16 protein-coding genes are annotated in these 20,502 nt (G+C 57.3%); 10 read left to right on the top strand and 6 right to left on the bottom strand.

The features are described from left to right. Window positions 1-9: 9 nt before the first annotated feature. Complete coding sequence (locus Pla52nx_RS04640) at window positions 10-567, bottom strand: hypothetical protein (RefSeq protein WP_146520009.1); 558 nt, start codon at window positions 565-567, stop codon at window positions 10-12. Window positions 568-929: 362 nt separating this feature from the next. Between Pla52nx_RS04640 and Pla52nx_RS04645 the strand changes: the two genes are divergently transcribed. The 10 genes from Pla52nx_RS04645 to Pla52nx_RS04690 all read left to right on the top strand — a co-directional run bounded on the left by Pla52nx_RS04645 (window position 930) and on the right by Pla52nx_RS04690 (window position 12,317). Then, the gene (locus tag Pla52nx_RS04645) at window positions 930-2,252 is read left to right on the top strand and encodes an adenylosuccinate synthase (protein ID WP_197454645.1); all 1,323 of its coding nucleotides are present in this window, start codon (window positions 930-932) and stop codon (window positions 2,250-2,252) included. Between the two features lie 71 nt (window positions 2,253-2,323). Beyond that, window positions 2,324-3,079, top strand: a complete 756-nt coding sequence (uppS, locus tag Pla52nx_RS04650; RefSeq protein WP_146520008.1) for a polyprenyl diphosphate synthase — start codon at window positions 2,324-2,326, stop codon at window positions 3,077-3,079. A gap of 63 nt (window positions 3,080-3,142) precedes the next feature. Continuing rightward, complete coding sequence (locus tag Pla52nx_RS04655; protein WP_146520007.1) at window positions 3,143-4,156, top strand: phosphatidate cytidylyltransferase; 1,014 nt, start codon at window positions 3,143-3,145, stop codon at window positions 4,154-4,156. Window positions 4,157-4,261: 105 nt separating this feature from the next. After that, window positions 4,262-5,278 carry a PhoH family protein gene (locus tag Pla52nx_RS04660; protein ID WP_146520006.1) on the top strand — a complete coding sequence of 339 codons (1,017 nt, stop codon included), beginning with the start codon at window positions 4,262-4,264 and terminating at the stop codon, window positions 5,276-5,278. A 70-nt stretch (window positions 5,279-5,348) separates the two neighbouring features. Then, complete coding sequence (locus Pla52nx_RS04665; protein WP_146520005.1) at window positions 5,349-7,730, top strand: HD family phosphohydrolase; 2,382 nt, start codon at window positions 5,349-5,351, stop codon at window positions 7,728-7,730. Further along, on the top strand, window positions 7,699-8,313 hold the full coding sequence (ybeY, locus tag Pla52nx_RS04670; protein WP_197454571.1) for an rRNA maturation RNase YbeY: 615 nt from the start codon (window positions 7,699-7,701) through the stop codon (window positions 8,311-8,313). The genes Pla52nx_RS04665 and ybeY overlap by 32 nt, the downstream gene beginning before the upstream one ends. Beyond that, window positions 8,310-9,614, top strand: coding sequence for a hemolysin family protein (locus Pla52nx_RS04675; protein WP_231741959.1), 1,305 nt, complete (start codon window positions 8,310-8,312; stop codon window positions 9,612-9,614). Before ybeY ends, Pla52nx_RS04675 begins: the two co-directional genes overlap by 4 nt. A gap of 196 nt (window positions 9,615-9,810) precedes the next feature. Further along, window positions 9,811-10,242, top strand: coding sequence for a DUF4430 domain-containing protein (locus Pla52nx_RS04680; protein WP_146520003.1), 432 nt, complete (start codon window positions 9,811-9,813; stop codon window positions 10,240-10,242). Then, a complete protein-coding gene (locus Pla52nx_RS04685; RefSeq protein WP_146520002.1) occupies window positions 10,242-10,883 on the top strand; it encodes an RNA polymerase sigma factor in 642 nt (213 codons plus the stop codon). Before Pla52nx_RS04680 ends, Pla52nx_RS04685 begins: the two co-directional genes overlap by 1 nt. Window positions 10,884-10,892: 9 nt before the next feature. After that, window positions 10,893-12,317 (top strand): hypothetical protein, encoded by a 1,425-nt coding sequence (locus Pla52nx_RS04690; RefSeq protein WP_146520001.1) that lies wholly within the window; start codon window positions 10,893-10,895, stop codon window positions 12,315-12,317. Here the strand turns inward: Pla52nx_RS04690 and Pla52nx_RS04695 are convergent. From Pla52nx_RS04695 to gltX, 5 genes are all read right to left on the bottom strand, one after another. Continuing rightward, entirely contained in the window at window positions 12,308-15,223 is a 2,916-nt protein-coding gene (locus Pla52nx_RS04695) for a PVC-type heme-binding CxxCH protein (protein ID WP_146520000.1), read from the bottom strand. The two genes, Pla52nx_RS04690 and Pla52nx_RS04695, sit on opposite strands and share 10 nt — an antisense overlap. A gap of 99 nt (window positions 15,224-15,322) precedes the next feature. After that, on the bottom strand, window positions 15,323-16,066 hold the full coding sequence (locus tag Pla52nx_RS04700) for a caspase family protein (protein WP_146519999.1): 744 nt from the start codon (window positions 16,064-16,066) through the stop codon (window positions 15,323-15,325). 65 nt (window positions 16,067-16,131) lie between these two features. Next, window positions 16,132-16,863, bottom strand: coding sequence for a caspase family protein (locus tag Pla52nx_RS04705; protein ID WP_146519998.1), 732 nt, complete (start codon window positions 16,861-16,863; stop codon window positions 16,132-16,134). Window positions 16,864-17,038: 175 nt separating this feature from the next. After that, the gene (locus Pla52nx_RS04710) at window positions 17,039-18,520 is read right to left on the bottom strand and encodes a cytochrome c (RefSeq protein WP_146519997.1); all 1,482 of its coding nucleotides are present in this window, start codon (window positions 18,518-18,520) and stop codon (window positions 17,039-17,041) included. 141 nt (window positions 18,521-18,661) lie between these two features. After that, window positions 18,662-20,236: a glutamate--tRNA ligase gene (gene gltX, locus Pla52nx_RS04715; RefSeq protein ID WP_146519996.1), complete on the bottom strand. Its 1,575-nt coding sequence runs from the start codon at window positions 20,234-20,236 to the stop codon at window positions 18,662-18,664. Between the last annotated feature and the right edge of the window lie 266 nt (window positions 20,237-20,502).

The following is a 20,502-nucleotide window of genomic DNA, read 5'->3' on the forward strand; positions in this document are numbered from 1 at the left end:
CACTTGTCATCAAATCCGTTGCGGTGAGAAAGCGTCGGGGCCGCCGACCAGTGGGCGATGATCGTAATCGGTGACCAACCAACGTCCGTCGGTTTGCTTTTCAAAGGTCAAGATCACGCGTCGGGGGACACGGACATTTTGAAGGCCGCCGGACTTCATGCTGGCCGTGACCGAAGCGTCCAAGTCGACCGTGGCCGTGGGAGGAAAGCTTCCCTCCAGCATTTGGATTTGCACGTTACGCACGTTGACGCGACTGAAATCGTACCTCGGCAATTCCTGTTCCGCACGCGTCCGGACGGCCGGGTCGCTGATGATTTGTACTGCCGTCGCCGCATCGTTGGCTTGCACCGCCGCGGCCGTCTCATCGATCGCGGTCAAAATCTTTTCTCGATCGGTCTGAATGTTCGCAGCGATCAACCAGACCACGGGAATCAGCAGGCCGCAAACCAAGGCAGCGATCCCGGCGCGTTTGTCGCCCGATTGCAGGTAGCCGTATCCGATCATGGCCGCTGTCACTGCGAGCAAGATCGAGAGCATGAGGGGTTGTTCGGCAAGAAAAGTCATCATCGCGAGTCCTCCCGTTGAAATCGTAGGTGCGTAGAAAAGAGACACCGCATCCTGCACAATCCACGATAGCAGGAAATCAGGTCGCGCTGGCGGGCTGTGGCAACCATGCCGCCGATCCAGGGCGAATTGCCAAACCGTGCAATATCAGTGCAAAATTGCGGCAAAAACCCAGTGAAATCAACCGCCTGTTGGATTCCACGCGAGTGGGAGTTGTCAGGGGGTAGCCTACCGCATAGGCTTTTCCGCTTGCTCTGGATCGGGCGGTGCTCGGAACCGCTCTCTCCAGGGTCTTTTTTTGCCTCAATCCAAAGGTTGTCCTGTGGGGACGGATTGTGGCGTTTCGCAATCCAGGAGTCGGACGGGTGTCGGGAACTTGCGTGATCGGGCTGCAGTGGGGAGATGAGGCCAAAGGTAAATTGGTCGACCTGCTCGCGCCCCAATTTGATCTGGTGATTCGCTACCAAGGCGGTGCCAACGCCGGACACACGGTGGTTTCCGGTGACGAAACCTACAAGCTGCACCATATCCCCAGCGGGATCCTGCACAGCGCGACACAAAATGTCATCACGCCCGGCGTCGTCATCAATCCGGAAACCATGATCGGCGAGATCGACGGTTTGATCCAACGTGGGATCACCTGCGAGAATCTCCGCATCAGCGAACGGGCACACCTCGTGATGCCTTGGCACATCGCCGAAGACCGTCAGATTAACGCGACCCAATTGCGTGGCGAGTCGATTGGTACGACCAATCGTGGCATCGGTCCGTGTTACCGTGACAAAGTCGGACGTACGCACGCGATCCGCATGACGGACTTGGTGCAACCGCAACGCGACGAACGTATTCGCACCGTGGCCGAGCAGAAGGTCGAGCTGCTAAAAAACCTCGGTGCATCCGAAGACGAACTTCGCAGCATCGCACCCGATGTCGTGGTGGAAACCGCCACGCGATGGGCCGAGCGTTTGTCGCCGATGATCGCCGACACGACGGAGTTCCTGTTGTCGGCTGCCGAGAGCGACAAAAAGATGTTGTTCGAAGGCGCCCAGGGCGCTTTGCTGGACATCGACCACGGCACATATCCGTTCGTCACCAGCAGCAATAGCAGCGGCGTCGGCGTGTGCGCCGGTGCCGGCGTTCCTCCTCGCTGGATCAACACGGTTCTGGGTGTGTGCAAAGCCTACAGCACTCGCGTCGGTGGCGGTCCGTTTGTGACCGAACTGGATGACGAAATCGGCAATCGCATTCGAACGCTGGGCAACGAATTCGGAACCACGACCGGACGTCCGAGAAGATGCGGTTGGTTCGACGCGGTTGCGGTTCGTTACACCGCACGACTGAGCGGCGTGACGCGATTGGCGTTGATGATGATGGACGTCTTGGCCCATTTGGACGAGCTAAAAATTTGCGTCGCCTATGAATTGGACGGCCAACGCGTCACACACTTCCCCAGCCATGCCGATCAACTGCGTCGCTGCAAACCGATCTACGAAACCATTCCCGGTTGGAAACAGCCTGTTGATGACGCTCGCCATGTCAGTGATTTTCCCGAAGGTGCCATGGCCTACGTTCGCCGTATCGAAGAGTTGGTCGGGGTGCCCGTCGGTATCCTGTCGGTCGGTCCGGACCGTGTGCAAACGATTTTGACCGAGCAAGCTGACGAGCTGCATTTGCAACCGATTGCCTGATGACGTTTTCTGAGAGGCATTCGGTCCCCCGTAAAGAATCACGTTCTTAGCGTCCTGTAGTGCTTAGGAAAATGTCGACCCAGCCAAACCCTGATTCCGAATTGCTGCCGCCCGGGACCACATTGCCTCGGCACATCGCAATCATCATGGATGGCAACGGTCGCTGGGCTCAGGGACGCGGCTTGCCTCGAATCGAAGGTCACCGGCAAGGCGTCAACACCGTACGCATGGTCAGCGAAACCAGCACCGCGCTGGGTGTGGAGGCACTGACGTTGTACTGTCTGTCGAGTGAAAATTGGAAACGACCTGCGACAGAACTCGAGTTCCTGATGCAGTTGCTGCAACAGTACCTGGTGGAGGAACGCCAGTTGATCATGGATCAGGGGCTTCGCCTGAAAGTGATCGGGCGTCGTGACCGGTTGCCCGACGCCGTCTTGGACGAAATGAATCAAACCATCCGTCTCTCGGCAGACAACACGGGTACGCAACTGGTCTTGGCGATCGACTACGGCGGTCGCGACGAAATCACGACCGCCGTCCGCAAGATCGCTGGGCGATTGCGTGACGGCGAGATCGGGGAATCCGATATCACGGAAGCGTTTGTTGCGGAGAACCTGTACACGGCCGGATTGCCTGAGATCGACTTGATGATTCGCACGGGCGGTGACATGCGGGTCAGCAATTTCTTGCTTTGGCAATTGAGTTACGCCGAGCTGTGGGTCACCGATCGTTGTTGGCCCGAGTTCAGTAAAGAAAACTTCCTCGGCGCGATCTCTGACTTTTCTGTACGACAACGCCGCTTCGGCGGGCTCACTGTGAACGAGTGATCCATGACATACTGGCGATCCCTTCCTATCTCATTGACCAACACTCGCTGAGCGAAACACGCCTTGCTGCATCAACGATTGAAATCGGCCGCCGTGCTGCTGACCGTCGCCGTCACCTTGCTCGTCTTGGACGCAAAATGGTCAGTGGGGATTGACGGCGTTTGGCTGATGCCGCTGTTGATGTTCTTTGCGATTGGAACGGCATGGGAGCTCTCAACCATCCTGCTCAACGGTGGCCCTGCAGGTGAACCGGGTGTGCGTCGCGGTGTCGCCGTGATCGGCGCAACCATGGTTTCACTTTCCGCTGGCGTTCCAATGCTGTGGCCTGCGATGGGCTCCAGCTATCCGGTGGATTGCCCGGTGGGGCGACTGGGGTGGATTGTCTTGGCAACCGCCGCGGCAATCGCGTTGGCGTTCCTGGCCGAGATGCGTCATTACGGCAAATCGCCAATCGCAGTGGCCGACGACAACCACGAGTCCGATCGGTCGTCAGAAAAAAAACAAGTTTCCTTCGCGACAGGCGACACAATTCGGCGCACCTGTGCCGCGGTGTTTGTGTCCGTCTATGTCGGCGTGCCGATGGCAATGCTGGTGGCGACCCGCACCATGCACCCGGGCGGATGGGGTTTGGCGGCGTTGATCACCACGATCGCCGTGACCAAGAGCACCGACGTGGGCGCCTATTTCGTGGGCCGCTTGTTGGGACGCAACAAGCTGATCCCGCGTTTGAGCCCCGGCAAGACTCGGGAAGGGGCGGTCGGTGGAATCGTAACCGCCACGATCGTTGCATTTGCTTGCTTGAAATGGCTTTTTCCCGCCCTGACCGACCAAGCCGCCGCGGTGGGGGCGACAAGCCCTCTCGCCTCCCCGATTTGGGGGGCGGTCGTTTTGGGTCCTGCTTTGGCAGTGTCCGGGATGATCGGCGATTTAGCAGAATCTCTGTTCAAGCGAGATGGTGGCGTCAAAGATAGCGGATCGCTTCTCCCAGGAATGGGGGGCGTGTGGGATGTGACGGATTCGTTAATTGCAGCGAGTATCCCAGCATTCTTTTGCTTTGCCAGCGGCGTGGGGAGTTAAAAAAACAGCCCCAGAGATCGCTGCACTACCCCAATCGGGAATGTATAGACCGTCGGAACCGTATAGGATGACGACAACGGATTCATTAGCACCAGGCTCCACTGAATGACCGAAGCCACAATATCGATCACCAATCCGGACGAACTGCTCAAGCTTTTCGGGCCCCGGGACCAGCATCTCCGCAAACTCCGCCAACTGTTTGATGTCACCATCACCCAGCGAAATGGACGTGTGCGAATCGTCGGTGACGAAACCGAAGTCCAGCGAGCCACGAGGACGCTGGAACGATTGCGTCACCTGTCTCGCAAACGTGAATCGATCAGCGCCGAAGACGTTGCCGATGCGGCGACGGAGGAGGGTGCTGTGATCAACGGTTCCTCACGCCTGCCCGATCGTGCCGATGCCATCGACATCCATCACGCGGGCCGCAAGATCAAGCCACGTACGCAGGGCCAAGCCGAGTACGTCAAATCGATCCGCAAGTACGATTTGACCTTTGCCACCGGCCCGGCCGGATGTGGTAAGACTTACCTGGCGGTCGCCACTGCCGTGGAAGCCATGAAGGCGGGTGAGATTCGCAAGATCGTCTTGGTCCGTCCCGCCGTGGAAGCCGGTGAGAGTCTTGGTTTCCTGCCCGGTGACTTGCGTGCCAAGCTCAATCCGTACCTGCGTCCGTTGCTGGACGCGTTGGGTGAGATGATCAATTACGATCAAGCACGCGAGTTGATGGAGCAAGACGTCATCGAAGTCATCCCGTTGGCCTACATGCGTGGTCGCACCTTGAACGATGCCTTCGTGATCCTGGACGAAGCCCAGAACACGACGGTCGCGCAGATGAAGATGTTCCTGACTCGGATGGGCGAGCGCAGCAAGATGGTGGTCAGCGGCGACGTCACCCAGCAGGATTTGCCTCGCGGCGTGACCAGTGGCTTGAAAGACGCCCTGCGACGACTCGGGCACTTGAAAGACATCGGTGTTGTGCGTTTGCAAGCGTCGGACATCGTCCGCCATCAATTGGTCCAAAAAATTGTCGAGGCCTACGAGGCTTCGGAGGAATCCAGTCACGAGGGAACGCCCCGTGCCCACACCAATGGCTCCAAAGAGGACCCCATGGATCGATAAGAGGTCTCTGACGTCGCGTTAGCATTCTTGCTATGACCAATGCCGATGTCCGGGGCTATGATCCGTCACCATGAGCGGTGGAAAAACACACAAACGAACCAGCCAAGAACGAATCGAGTCGTTGGGAATCCCCAAGCCTCGATTCATTCAGTGGTGGAAATCCAGCGACAAGGCAGATTGGTCGATGCGAATCGGCATCGCTGTCGTTGCCGCGATCACCTTGCTGGTGGCTTGCCAGACTTGGCGGCCCTCCTTTGCGTTTCGCAGCGGCGCGATTCCGACACGGAACTTGATCGCCCGCGTGACGTTTGATGTGGAGGACCGTACCCAGACGGAAGAGCTGAAACTGAAACGGATTCGGGAAGGTGCGATGGTCTATCGCAATCGCCCCCAACCGTTGGAGCAGTTGCGTGCGACGCTCAAGAATGAATTGTTCAAGGTCTTGGCGGCATCGTCGTTTGACGACATGACCGTTGAACAAAAGTCGGCCTTCAGCGAATTCTACATGGGCGATGAAACCGCTCAGCCGGGCGAGCTGCCTTCGGATCGATTTCGCATGCTGAAATCGGTGTTGTCGACCGACGAAAAATTGGACAACGTCGAGTTCGCGTTCAACATGCTGTCGGCCGACAAAGGACCATTCCACTATGGTTTGCTCCGAGCGCCCCAGCACAAACCGGAAGAAGGAAGTCAGCAGCAGATCCAGGTCTACAGCACATCCGACACTCCGGAAGACGCCCGGTACGTCAACGTCGAATCGGTGCAAATCGCATTGATGGACTCGCGAGTCAAGAAAGCTCTCGCAGATCACTTTCGCTCGCGATTCGACAAGATCGATGACAAGGAAGCCGTCCAAAACGTGGCGGGCATGATCAGCGATTGGATCGTCAAGCGTCTGCCCCAGCACGAGACGCTGGTTTACGACATTCCCAGCAGTAACATCGAACGGACCAAGCTGGCCGCCACGGTGGAGCCGGTGATGCAAAAGTTCTATGCCGGGCGAACCGAACTGGCGTTTGGTGGCAAACCGCTGGGTGAAAGCGAGCTGTCGTTGCTACGCAGTGAATATGACCACTGGGTCGCCAGCATGAGTTGGGGCGACCGCTTGATTCGCGTTTCGGCTTACGCCGGAATGATCGCTGCGTTGTACTTGCTGTGCGGCAGCTACATCTTCTTTGTCGACGACCGCAGATTGCTGAGGGATCGCTTGCGATTGTCTCAATTGCTGTTGCTGATCGTCGCAACCATTGCGTTTTGCTTTTACGCCGCGAGCGATCAGTATCGGAGTGAATTGGCACCCTTGGTCGTCGCGTCGATCGTGACCGCCGTGGTGTACGGTCGGGAACTGGCGTTGCTGTTGATGGCGGCGGTCTGCATCAGTGTGACGCTGTTCTTGGGCGAGACCCTTGCGCACCTCGTCATGTTGGCAGCGGCGGCAACCAGCAGCACCTTGTTGGTCGGCCGCATCCGTTCCAGGACTCACCTGCTGTATGTCGGTGGTGTTTCCGCCGCGATCACGGTGTTGACGGTGGTCGGTGTCGGAATCGTCACCGGCGAAACCATGTCGGCGGCGCAACTGGGTGATGACGTCGTCAATCGCGCCCCGACGTTTTACTTGGTGCTCAGCGGTCTGATCCGTGAAGCGTTGTGGGCGGGCGTGTTCATCGCCGTGGCCGCATCCGCGTTGACGCCCGCTCTGCCGATCGTCGAAAAAGTATTCGGCGTGCAAACCGACCTCAGCTTGATGGAGCTTGGCGACGCCAGTCACCCGCTGTTGAGACGTTTGGCCCAACGCGCACCGGGAACCTACAACCACTCGATCAATGTCGCGTCGATCGCCGAGGCAGCCGCGGACTCGATCGGTGCAAACGGCTTGCTGGTCCGCGTCGGAGCGTATTTCCACGACATCGGCAAGATGTTCAAACCGGAGTACTTCATCGAGAACCAAGCCTCCGGGATCAATCAGCACGACACGTTGCAACCCGCGATGAGCACGCTGGTGATCATCGCCCACGTCAAGGACGGTGCGGATCTGGCTCGCAATCACAAGCTGCCGGTGCCGATCATCGATCTGATCATGCAGCACCACGGCACCACGCTGGTGGAATACTTTTATCGTGAAGCAGCCCGACGGAGCGAAGAAGACCCCAACGGGGAGTCGGTCAGTGACAAGGATTTCCGCTACCCCGGTCCCAAGCCGCAGACTTTAGAAGCGGCCGTGATGATGCTGGCCGACACGGTCGAGAGCGCCAGTCGAACGCTGGTAGATCCGACACCCGCCCGCATTCAGAGTCTTGTCGATTCCATTGCACAAAAGAAAATGGCGGATGGTCAATTTGATGAGTGCGGACTAACGTTCCGACAACTCGGCTCCGTCCGCCAAAGTTTGGTTAAGTCCCTTACCGCTATTTATCACGCTCGTGTCAAATACCCCGGACAACAGTCCGCGTGATCGGGAGTCGTCCGACAGCGGCGCTCCCGATGAACGTGACTTAGACATCGACCCTTTCGGGTCTGAATTGACGGTCGAAATCCGTCATGATTCACAAATCGCTCCACTCTGCGACGACCAGCGGATCAAAACTGCCGTCCAGGTCGCCGCCGCCAGCCGTGGCTTCACAAAAGGCGATATCGGTGTTCGTTTGACCAGCGACGCGACGATCCGCGAAATCAATGCGCAATTCCTGCAACATGATTACGCGACCGATGTGATCAGCTTTGGTTACGAAGCCGAATCCGAATATCTATCGGGTGAACTCGTGGTCAGCGTCGACACCGCCGCCCGTGTTTCGGCCACCATGGGGCAATCCACGATTGCGTCCGACGGTGCCGATTGGCCGCCCGATGCGGAATTGATTCTGTACATCGTCCATGGTGTCCTGCACATCACGGGGATGGATGACCAGGATCCCGAGAGCCGCAGCGAAATGCGTCGCTCCGAGCTGAGCGTTTTGACTCAACTCGGTTTGAATCACGTCGCGCGATTTGGCGCTGACATGCATCCGACCCTCGACGCGTCGGAGGTGAGTTCGTGACGGACGCTTGGTTATGGACGATGGCTTCGATCAGTGGATTCGCACTCAGCAGCATCGGTGGACTGGGCAGCGAACTGCTCGATCGATTCGCAGGCAGATCATTGGAAGCCTACTGTCGCTTGAAACGACACCGTGAGCGATTCGGTAGCGTACTGGATCACCAAGATGCGGTGATCGACGGCAGCGAATACTTGAGGATGATCGGTACGGTTGTCTTTTTGATCGCGGGAACCTCGGCGCTGTTTGCCCAAGATGTTCCACCGGATGCCGCCCGATTGTTGTCTTGGGGAGTGATCGCGGTGATTCTGATGATGACCACACACGCTTGGTTGCCCGCTGCGGTCACGCGGTTTGCCTCGGCGCCGATCCTGTATCACACATGGCCGTTTTGGCGTTCCCTGGCGACCATCATGCGTCCGTTGGAGGTGCCCGGTGCCGTGATCGAGACGCTCACCCGTCGGTTGGCGGGCAAACTGGAACATGAGGACGAAGAAGAAGAGTTGCTGGAAGACGAAATCCGCACGATGGTCGCCGCGGGAACTCGCGACGGTTACTTCGGCCCCGGAATTCGTGAAATGATCCAAGGAGTGATGGATCTCAACGAAGATGACGTCGGGCACATCATGACTCCGCGTGGAGACGTCGACGCCATCGAAGCCTCCGCGACTTGGAGCGAAATTCTGGCTGCCGTCGTCGAATCCGGTCGCACCCGCTTGCCGGTCTACGAACAAACCCTCGACAACGTCATCGGTGTGCTCTACGTCAAGGACTTGCTGCCCTATCTGGCCAACGGCACCACGCCGACGCAAACCATCCACGAACTGATGCGAAACGCGTGGACGGTTCCGGTCGATCGCAGCGTCGAGTTGTTGCTACGTGAGTTCTTGCACAGCCGTAGTCACATGGCAATCGTACTGGACGAGTTTCAACAGACCGCCGGTGTGGTCACGATCGAAGACGCCTTGGAAGAGATCGTCGGCGAGATCGTCGACGAGTCCGACGAGGAAGAAGAAGTCGAATTCACCGTCGTCGATGACCATACCGCCGAAGTCAGCGGGCGAGTGATGATCGATGATTTGAACGAGCGGCTGGGCTGGGATTTTCCCGAAAGCGACGACTACGAAACGGTTGCCGGGTACGTGCTCAATACACTCGGAGCGATTCCCGATGAAGGCCAGCGGCTCCGCATCGGCGACGCGGAGATTGAAATCCTGGTCGCCAGCACAAGAAAGATCGGCTTGATGCGAATCCACTATCAGCCCCACCGCGATCAGTCCCAGCGTGATCAACTCGCCGGTTAGGACTGAACGGAAAAGATACCAATACCAGCACGAAGCGCAAGCGAGTGAATAAAACACCATGAATCACTCGCTTGCGCGTCGTGCTGGTATCAATCCTCAACTCGCGGTTTAGGCTCTAGCCGGCTAATTCAGCCTGATTCTCTTGTCGCATGCCGGAAACTCGACGGGGCCGACTTGACTCCTCTATACTGCCGTCATGAACATCAAACCTTGCCAGCCGATTCTGGTCTTTCTCGCCTGTCTTCATGTCACGTTACTCGGGTGCGGGACGCCAGAAGCCACGCAGACCGCCCCGGTGGTTGACCCGGCTATCGACGCGAATGCGTCCTCCGGCCCGGTCACCTTCTCGTTCGAGTCACCCGACTCAGTTCGGGAATGGGTTGTTGATGACGTCGTCGATGGTTCGACGCTCGAAACGGTGATGAGAACGATCCAGATGCCACAGATCGAGATCTCCGGCAGCGGCCCCACCGCGTTCGTCAACTCGATCGACGGGATCATGACGTCGGGGGACAAGGGCTGGACCTTCAAGATCGATGACGAGTTTGCCAACCAGGGAATCGGCGCAACCGTGCTGCATCCGCCCACCAAAGTCACTTGGACCTTCGGCAGTCTCGAGGCACCATGATGGCGGAGAACAGCGAAGCCGACGAGTTCTTGATTCGCCAAATCCGACAAGGTGATTCTGACGCATGGCAGGCCTTGATCGATCGGTACGAAGGCCGATTGTTGGCGTACACCGATAGCCGGATCCGCAATCGAGCGGCCAGCGAAGACATCGTGCAAGAAGCGTTTGTCGGTTTCCTGATCAGTTTACCCAACTATGACGGCTCACGACCGCTGGAGAGCTATTTGTTTTCCATCTGCGCCTACAAACTGACGGACCATCTGCGCCGCGAGGGCCGTCGTCCCTCGATTCAAATGCACGGTCGTAGCAGCTCCCACGGAGGCGATATCGAGCCCGCCGCTTCGCAACGAATGGCCAGCTCGATCGCCCGCAGTGTCGAGCGTAAGCAGATCGAAGCGGATGCGGTCAGGTCAGCGATCGCCGAACAGATCGATCGTTGGAAACGTAGCGACAACTGGGAAAAACTGCGTACCATCGAATTGCTCTACGTCGCCGGAGTCAACAACAAGACGGCCGCGGAACAACTGGGCCTGACCGAACAGCAAGTGGCGAACTACAAGAGTGACTTTCAAATCCGGCTCAAGTCGATCATCAAACGGATGGAACTGGACGAAGATGTCTTTCCCGAATTGGCCGATTGATCAAAAACGGTGCCAGACACCCTTCGCTGGGACACGCACGTGAAGTCACGCCGCGTACTGGATCGATTGCAGATGGATCGTCCGTTGGCTTATGCATTGGCCGAGCGTGTTTGGCAGATCGTCTCCGGGCCGCTGACCATCTGGCTGCTGATCCGAGAACTCTCCGAGTCATCCACCGGCGTTTACTATGGTGTCGGCAGCGTTCTGGGGATTCAAAACCTCTTCGAACTGGGGTTGCTGAATGTCCTGATCGGACACGCCGGTCACGCCAGTGCCGCGTTGCAGCGATCGAAAGCTGACTCCGATGCCGGTTCAATATCGTCCGCCCGCCAAAGGATGAAAATTCTCATCGACGCCTCTGGACGGTGGTTCGCCATCGCCGCATTGGTCTTCGCCGCAGCTTCACTCGCGATCGGTTGGTACACCTTCACTCGAACGGAAAAGGCGACGACCGTTTCGTCGTCGACCGAGTGGCTGGGACCTCTGCTGGCCGTCGTACCGCTGTCGGCGTGGATCGTTGCCCTGTCGCCGCGTTTGGCGATTCTGGAAGGCAGCGGGTTTCGCGAACTGATCTACAAGTTTCGATTCTATCAACGGCTCTGCGGCAGCTTTGTCATGTGGACCGCGTTGTTGTGCGGCTTGGGCGTCTGGTCGCTCGTGCTTTCCACACTGGTGCAACTGTTGTGGACGATCTACATCCCCATGTTTCATTGCCGGGGATTCTTTCGCGAGTATCAAATGTTCGATTCGGCCGAGGCAATCGAGAGCCAAGCCGAGTTTTCTTGGATCAAAGACGTTGTGCCGGCCCAGTGGCGTGCGGCGCTGGTCAGCATGGCTCATCACTTCGCCACCCAGTACTTTGTCATCATTGTGCTGATGTTCCAGACGCGCAGCGCCGCGGGGCGACTGGGGATGACGTTGACAGTGACGGCGGCCATTCAAGCCGTCGCGTTGGCTTGGGTGCAAACCAAATTCGCGGTCATTTCGGATCACCACGGCGCCGGACGACGTGATGAAGCGGGCACGCTGTGGCGACGCACAGCCATCGTGTCCACATCATTACTGGTGCTGGGCCTGGGGTCTTTGATAAGTCTGATTGCGATGCTGCCGTTGGTGGAACAAGCCATCGCCTGGGCCGGGTTGCGACCGCTGGTTCTGGTCACACGATTCATCACGCCTCTTCAGTGCTTTGTGCTGTCCGTGGGATGTATCGCATCTCATCTCGTGGGGCTGCAAGGATTCTACGTGTTGGCGCGCAAGGCCAATCCGCTGGTGGTGCCCATGATGATTGGGTCCCTCAGCGCGACTGCGGCCGTTTGGATCGGAGGAGCGACCTTCGGCACCTCCGGCATGTTGATCGGCTACGCCGCAACCATGGCTTTGATCGCGCTGCCTGTACACACTTTCGCGTATTGGAAGTTTCGTCAACGTTGACGGGGAAACGGTTCTAGCAAGTATGCTAGGAGATCTCGGAATTCTTGCGTGGTCATGGTGTCCACCAAACCATCAGGCATGATCGACTGAGTGGACGGACGCATCGCTTCGATTTCACTCACTTGGAAGGATTCGATCTCGCCTTTCGCATTGATGATCGAGCGCGTGCCCTGACCATGGCGGTGATAGATGCCCGATGCGACGCGACCATCCACGGTCATGATGGTCATCGGCATGAAACCGGGATCGACATCTTTGCTCGGCTGCAAGATCGACTGCACCAAGCGACGACGTGTCAACGCGATTCGACCATCCACGCGAACAAGGCTCGGCCCGATCGCTTGACCTCGTCCATCGATGCGGTGACATCGCGCACACCCAGGGCCTTTGGGATGAAAGAACACGCGTTGGCCGGCACTCGCATCCGCAGGGCCGTCAAGCACGGTGAGCCACTGATCGAGATCCGTCACAGACGGGCGACTGGGCTGCTCGGTTCTTAACGTCTTGGCTACCAATTCGGAAATCGCCGCGTTACTTTTGCCAAGCTCTCGCAATTCGCCGCTTTGCGTCTCGTTCAACGTGGCGTCTCGCAGCCCGATGACGGCTTGAGCAACGATCGCTGCCTCTGGGTCGCTCGTCAGACGCATCAGTAACTGATGCTGCTGAGGGTTGGATGCGTCCAGCCCGATCACCGCTTCCGCCCGTACGTCTATCCGGCGTGACCTGTCCAGCGCAATCGATTCGAGTAGCGACGTGGCGGCGTCGCCGCTGAGTTCGCGCAAACGCACGACCGCATCGATCTGAACGCCAATCTCCTCGTGCTCGCAAAGACGTGACAACGTGTCGAACGACAAGGACCGATTCCCCTCGGGCAGAAAACGCAATACCTGTTGCAACACGAGTGGCGAGACGCTGGGATTGCTCAAGAGCGAATCGGCGTACTGAAAGGAGTCGGCAGCCGCCATCCACCAATCGCCGGACTTGTTCTTGCCCCATTGTTCCATCACGCCGTCGAGCTGAGCGATCGCAGCCAAGTACGCTGCAAACAACTCGGGCGTCGTTGCATGCGTTGCCAAGTCATCCACCAAGCGATCATGAAACGACTCGATCTGTTCGCGACCGATCCACTCCACCGCGGCGAAGCGAACATCGGGGTTGCGATCACTCAACGCACGTGTCAGCACTTGATCCCGGGCGACTGGATCGATCGGCATCTGACTCACTGGACCGCGAAGCAACAAGACGGCCGCCAAACGAACCTCGTCTTTGTCGTCGCCTGTCAACGCGATAAATCGCTTAAGGGAAACGGATTGGCCGAGCCCCTTGCGGGCCGCTTGGACCAAGTACGGATCGTTGCTCGAAAGACTCCCAATGAAGAGAGACTCGGCATCTGGATCTGAAATACGACGCATCGCTGCGGCACGAACGGACGGTTCTGGATCGCTTTGGGCGACCTGGGTCAACGAAAACAGCTCATCGGGCAATGTGCGGGCCGCTTGTTCGCGAATGGCGGTGAACGGGTCGTTGAGTACTTTCTTGGCGATGGAGTCCGTCACGGAGCCGGCATGGATCAACGCCGATAGGGCGACGGAGCGAACGCGAGGATCGTTGTCGTCAAGTGCCTCGGTCAACTTTGCCAAACCCGCCTCACCGTTGCCGGCCAACTGCCGGGCTACCTCTTCACGAATCGTCCGATCCGAGTTGTGAAGCGTCCGATCCGTAGATCGCTCCATCGGTTGCTTGGCCCGGACATGCCAAATGCGTCCTTTGCCGTGCAACGGATACGAGCGATCCGCCCAGTCACCGATGTAGAGTGAACCGTCGGGAGCTACCGCGATTCCCGCTGGCCGAAAATGCTCCCCGCCAGCGATCACGGCTTGGCTGGTGGTTTGAAAGTCCGCGCCGTTTCGCTCCAAGTGATAGCGATCAATGCGATGTTCGCCCCAACTGGCAACCAGCAGATCGCCTCGATAGTCCGCAGGCAAGTGATCGGACTCGTAAGCCACGATGCCGGTGGGGGATTCACCGGTCGACGAAGTCATCGGTAGGGTCCCGGGAACTTCGCCGTCCACCGCTATGAACGGTTCCAATGTTTGACGTCGGTATCCATAGTCGCCACCCTCCACGATAGAAAGAAAGCGACACGGGGGACGGTTTCCAGGATCGTTGTCGCCTAAAAACATTCGTCCGTAGACATCAAAACACAAGTGAAACGGATTCCAGAATCCGATGGCCACACGTTGCAGTCCCGAGCCGTCTTCGTTGCAGCGAAACACGCCGCCCGAACCCAAGTCTGCTGCAAGCCTCGTGTCACTGGCGATCAGCGTGCCGTTCTCGCCCATGTTCTCACCGAGCCCGAAATACACCTTTCCGTCAAAGTCAAAAGCAAAGCCGGAGATTCCGTTGTGTGGATAATCCGAAGTTGTTTCGAATTGAACCAAGTCCTGGCGTTCGTCAGAACGTCCGTCACCGTCGAGGTCTCGAATGCGAAAGACAAGATTTCGCGTCGCGACATAGACCCAACCATTGCGGTGAGCGGCAATGTTCATGGTCTGAGTGGTCCCACTGAAGAACGTTTCGATGCGGTCCGCACGCCCGTCCCCGTCGGTGTCTTCCAACAGACGAATTCGATCCGTCTCTGGACCATCGTAATCCTCGGGTCGAAAGTGCGTGTGGCTTTCCACCACCAACACTCGGCCTTGGCTGTCGACCGTCAACCCTGTGACGGTGACGACATCGGGTTCGCTGGCGAACAGTTCAATCGTCAGGCGATCGTCCAATGCTAAAGGCAACTCAGGCGAATCAGCGTGAGTCACCGACGGAACCACGCAGAAGCCTGCCAACAGCAGTACAATCCAACGCGACATCGTGACTGTCCGGTGAATGAAAGAGAGAGAATGCTGCATGGTTCATTTCCCTGGATGATTAGCTGAACAGAAATCTCAGACGACCGGAAAAACGCCATGATAGTCCAGTCCGTGGAGTCGCGGGTGACGCCCTAACCGCTACGAAGAGATCTCATTCAAAACGGTTTCATTGTCGAGCGTCCCTATCAATACCGGATGCTGCTGCTGTTGCGTCGCCCGCTTGGTGCGTGAGTAGACGTAGTCATACAAATCTCGCAAATAGACTGGTTTCATTTGATTGGGACCCGTTTGATCGCGAGCAGCTTTTCCCTTCAAACCTTCGATCATGAAATGGCTGAAGATGCCCTGACGTCGACTCGGCGATTCGATCGATTTCTCCAAGGGCGAAGCGGAGAATAAACAAGACAAACCTCCTTTGCCGACCGTCTGAGACTTGGAAATGTCGAACCCGATGGCTCCACAATAGCACGAGTCAAAAACGATCAAGCACTCCACTCCACGATGGATCGTCGACGCCAACGCATTGATCAGCAACTTGGACGAAATGCCCGTTCCCAACAGATTTTGCGGGTCAGCGTCGTAGGGCATGAAAAAGAAATCGTTGTATTTGACGACCCCGTGAGTGGCCACAAAAAACAGCAGCAGATCCCCCGGCTCGGCATGCGTCATCATGAAGTTCAACTGAGTGAGCACATTGCGTCGCGTGGCGTCTTGCTCCAGTAGCAGCATGGTGACTGCGGAAGGCCTGGTATCGAACGCCTCGGATAACCCTTTCGCGTCTTTGCAGCAGTAGTTCAAATCGGGGACGATCTCGTTTCGATAGTCATCGACTCCCACGAACAACCCGAATGCAGCGCGAGGGGTTTGGTGTTCTGTATCCATGGCTTGTCATGTGGCCGGCTTCAGGGAGGGTTGGCGGATTGAGGCATGATTGACGGGAGTTCAACTCATCCCGAGTTCAGCAGACCTGTCTCGTTGGGTAGCGTGCCAATCAGGATGGGATGCTGTTTGTTGCTGGAATCGGATTGAGTGTGTTTGTAGACGTGGTCGTAGAGATTTCGCAACGTGATGATGCCGTTGCCGTCCACGTCAGCGCTGCCGCGTAGTCCTTCCACCAAGTGATACGAAAAATTTCCGTGGCTCAGTCGCTCGGATTCGTAGCAGTCCTCCGTAGGTGAAGCCGAGAAAAAACACGATATCCCGCCACCATTCTTGGATTGTGATTTTGAGATATCAAAACCAATTGCCCCGCTATGGCTGGTGTCAAAAATCAGCAACACCTTGACGCCTTGATCGGCCACCGACCCCATGGTGTTGATCAACAGCTTGGACGAAACGCCAGTGGCCAAAAGGTTTTCACCGTCTCCGTCGTAAGGCAGAAAAAACAAATCGTTGTGCCGAACGATACCAATGGTTGAGACGAACAGGACCAGCAGGTCGCCGGAACAAGCTCGATTCATGAGTTGGCTCAAGTTTCCCAGCACATTTTCGCCGGTCGCCATCTCACCGCACAGCAAGATGACATCATCATTCTGCTCGTGAAACACTTTGTGGAGCGACGTCGCATCGTCACTGCAGTAACTTGCGCCCACAACACCATTTTCAAAATCCTCCACGCCGACAAACAATCCGCGAACGCGAAGTGCACTTGAGTCTGATGATTCGAAACTCAGGGCCATGTTGTAGATTCAAAATCGTGAGTGGAACTCAGTCGCAAAGACTACCATACGGCGATGCCAAGGAACTTCGCGGTCCGCGCCCGCTACACCGCTCGTCTAGTTCCCATTCAAAAAGTCTTGATATCTTGAGCGTCATAGCTCACGACGTTTGGTGTTGTCACGCTCTGAAACGGGACTAAACCGCGGGTTTCGCCGCGTCTGCTGGAGCCGTCTCTTGCGGCGTCTCGCTGGGGGCAGTCTGCAGTGAACGGATGAAGTTGATCAGGTGCCACACGTCGACTTCCTCGAACTGGCCGGGGACGAACGTGGCGGCCGGCATCGGTGTGCCCTCGATGCCTTGAGTGATCCGTCGGTACAGGTCCTCTGCGGACTCGCCACCTCGATAGACGCCGGCGGCAAAGTCTCTTGGCAACGCATTCTTAGGCGGCAATGCACCGCGAGCGATCAGTGGAACCAACGAATCGTACTCCGTCGGCTTCAGGCCGGCGCGAACCGTCCAGTCCTTGGTCCAGTCGTCGAAATCATCTTTTTGGCCGTCACCGCGTCCTTTCTCGCCGTGGCACTTGCTACACGAAGCGATCTTGCCCACAAAGATTTCTTGACCACGTTTGATCGATGCCGCAAGCGCCTCGGCTTGATCGCCTTGCTGCATCTCCACGAACTGTTCGTAGTTGTCAGCTACCGGAATGCCTTCGGGTTTCTCGGGCACTTCGACCACGTCGTCTTCCGCATCCAACCAATCCTCGACGATCGGAGCAAGCAAATCTTCGTTGATGATTGCTAACGACTCCTCGTAGTTTTCAAACTCTCGAAGTTTCTTCTCGGCTTCGTACTTCTTGCGTTGATCTGCGGTCAACGCATCGACACCTTTTTCTTCGTCTTCGACAATGTCGTAGATCTCGTCCAACTCAGGATCATCACGTTCGGGTGAATCAAGGGCTTCGGTCAGTTCCTTGCTCTTGGCCTGGGTCATCGACTCCGCGTATTGTGTGTCAAGAATTCGGTCGCCATCCGCGAGATCCAATTCATTGACCGCATCGTCGATCATGGCACGTTCCAACTCACCGCGGATCGACAAATAGATCACGTAGTCGACCAGAGCTTGGATCTTCGGCTCATCCAACTCCGGGATTTTCTTCATCGCCGTGCCGTCAATTCCCTCGCGGATCGCGCGGGCCAAATCCTCCCGAGTCGGCTTGGAACCTCGCTTGGTCGATTTGAACTTGAACGTCCCCATTCGATAGTCGCGTGGGTACGGCGTGATGATTGCCGCCGTTTCGCCACGCCCGTTTCCCGTGACCCCGTGACAGGTGGCGCAGTGTTGCCGGTACAGCCCGTGACCCTCGGATTCAGGACCCGCGGCCATCTGCAAATTATCCATCGAGACCACTTCACTGAGGTCTGGATCGCTCGTGATGAATTCTGGTATTTTCGGTTCATCAGGCGTGCCAAAGAATTCATGGACCACCCATGTCGCGTCCTTGGAGACCTGATCCATGTCGATCCCATCCTTGATCTCGTATTTCATCGCTTGCACGACGTTGGGCTCAAAGACGGCGGGACGCATCTCGGGTTCGCGGTTGCAACCCGCAACCACGACGAGCGAAAAGGTTGCAGACAGGAATGCGGTGACTTTGCTTCGTTGGGACGAGTTCATATTTCGGCGAAAGGCTAGATGCACTGAATGTGAGAGGTGCGCCCGAGAGCGACGCATTTCATAAGTCTAATGGTAACGCAACCATCACAAAAACCTGTGCGCCATTTCGTCGCCCCCCACCGTCTCAAAATCTGCCCCCTTTCAGGCGGCAGCCTTTGCGGCGGCGATCGCGGCGTCGATTCGCTGACACACTCTTTCTTTACCGAGAATCGCCAGCGTTTCAAACATCCCAAATCCGGCGGGCTGGCCGGTCGTGGCCACTCGCAGGGCGTGAATGATCTGACCGATCCCGACGCCCGCCGTTTCGCAAAACGATTTCAGCAGAGTTTCGGCAGATTGTGGGTCAAAATCGCACGCCCCAGCGACTTGATCCCGAAATCCCGCCAGCAGCTCGCAAGCGTCCTCTGGCTTGACGATTCGTTTCTGAAACGCCTTTTCGTCGTAGCTCACCTCGTCGGCGAAACAGTATTCATAGTCGATGATGTCGCCCGCCATCTTCAGCCGGTCCCCAGCGGCGTCGACCACGGCCGCCAAAGTCCGCTCGGCGGCCTGTTGGTCGGCGAATCCAGGCTGTTGCATGAATCCGGCCGCTTGGGCAAACGGCAGGGTCCGCTGCAGACGGGCTTCGGGGCTCAGCGCCGCGAAATCATCCGCTTGGAATGACAGCAGTTTTTGCGGATCGAACGACGCGGGCGATTTGTTGACGCGGCCGATCGTAAACAACTCGATCATCTCATCCACCGTGAACTTCTCGCGTTCACCGTCGAGCGACCAGCCCAGCAGCAGCAAGTAGTTGAGGATGGATTCCGGCGTGAACCCGATTTCTCGATAGAAGTCCACAATGACCGGGTTAAACGTATCGGCTTCGGTCGCAATCGAACAACGCTCGGCGATCCGCCGGCCGTGGGCGAGCAGGTCGGCAAAGTCCTTGTTCTTTTCGTACTGAGCCAACTTGCGTTTGCTGAGCTTGGCGGTGCTGGCCGGAGCGGCTACGTAGGGCAAGTGTCCGTATTGTGGACGGGCGTACCCGAGCGACTCAAGAATAAAAATTTGTCGCGCCGTGTTGGGCAAGTGTTCTTCGCTGCGGATCACGTGAGTGATTTCAAAGTCATGGTCGTCAACGACGCTGGCCAAGTGATACAGGCAACTGCCGTCGCCACGCTGGATCACGTGGTCCTGTTCGGTCGCCCAGTCGACGACGACTTCGCCGCGGACCAAATCCTGAATCACGCACTTGCCTTCGCGTGGCATCTTCAGTCGAACGACATGGCTCCGCCCTTCGGCTTCGAACGCGGCGGCTTGTTCATCCGTCTCGGCCATCCAAGCACGGTCGTAGATGAACGGCTTCCCCGCCTTTTGAGCCGCATCACGTTGGGCGCTGAATTCTTCGGCAGTCGAGTAGTCGCGATAGGCATGCCCGCTGGCCAGCAACTGAGCCGCAGCGGCTTGATAGCGATCTCCGCGTTGGGATTGGTAGTAAGGCCCGTGCGGTCCACCCACTTCCGGCCCCTCATCCCACTGCATGCCCAGCCAGCGAAATCCGGCCAAGATCGGCTCAATCGCTTCGGCGACATTGCGGCCGGCATCGGTGTCATCGATCCGCAAAATGAACTGTCCACCGGTTTGGCGAGCCATCAACCAGTTGAACAACGCCGTACGAACACCACCGATATGCAGATAACCGGTCGGACTGGGGGCAAAGCGGGTGCGAATCATGGGGATCGGTGCGTGAGGGGAGTTGTCGTCGTTAGCAGAGGTCAATAATCAAGGATCAAGGCGAAAACGTCCAGTGGCCTGCGTCCGCAGAGGCTTTCTCCCAAGCATCATCAAAGGCAACCCCGTAGTGGGATTCGCCAGAATTCCTCGCCCCTATCTGCAACTTGCTGATCCGCCACCACCGAAACGTACGTTCCAAGTGACGAGGAGGTTCTGTTGCGTTTATATTGAAATCCACTTCGCAGAGCCGTCCGTAATCGTGTTTT

This window comes from Stieleria varia, assembly GCF_038443385.1.
In the GTDB taxonomy this organism is placed as follows: Bacteria; Planctomycetota; Planctomycetia; order Pirellulales; family Pirellulaceae; genus Stieleria; species Stieleria varia.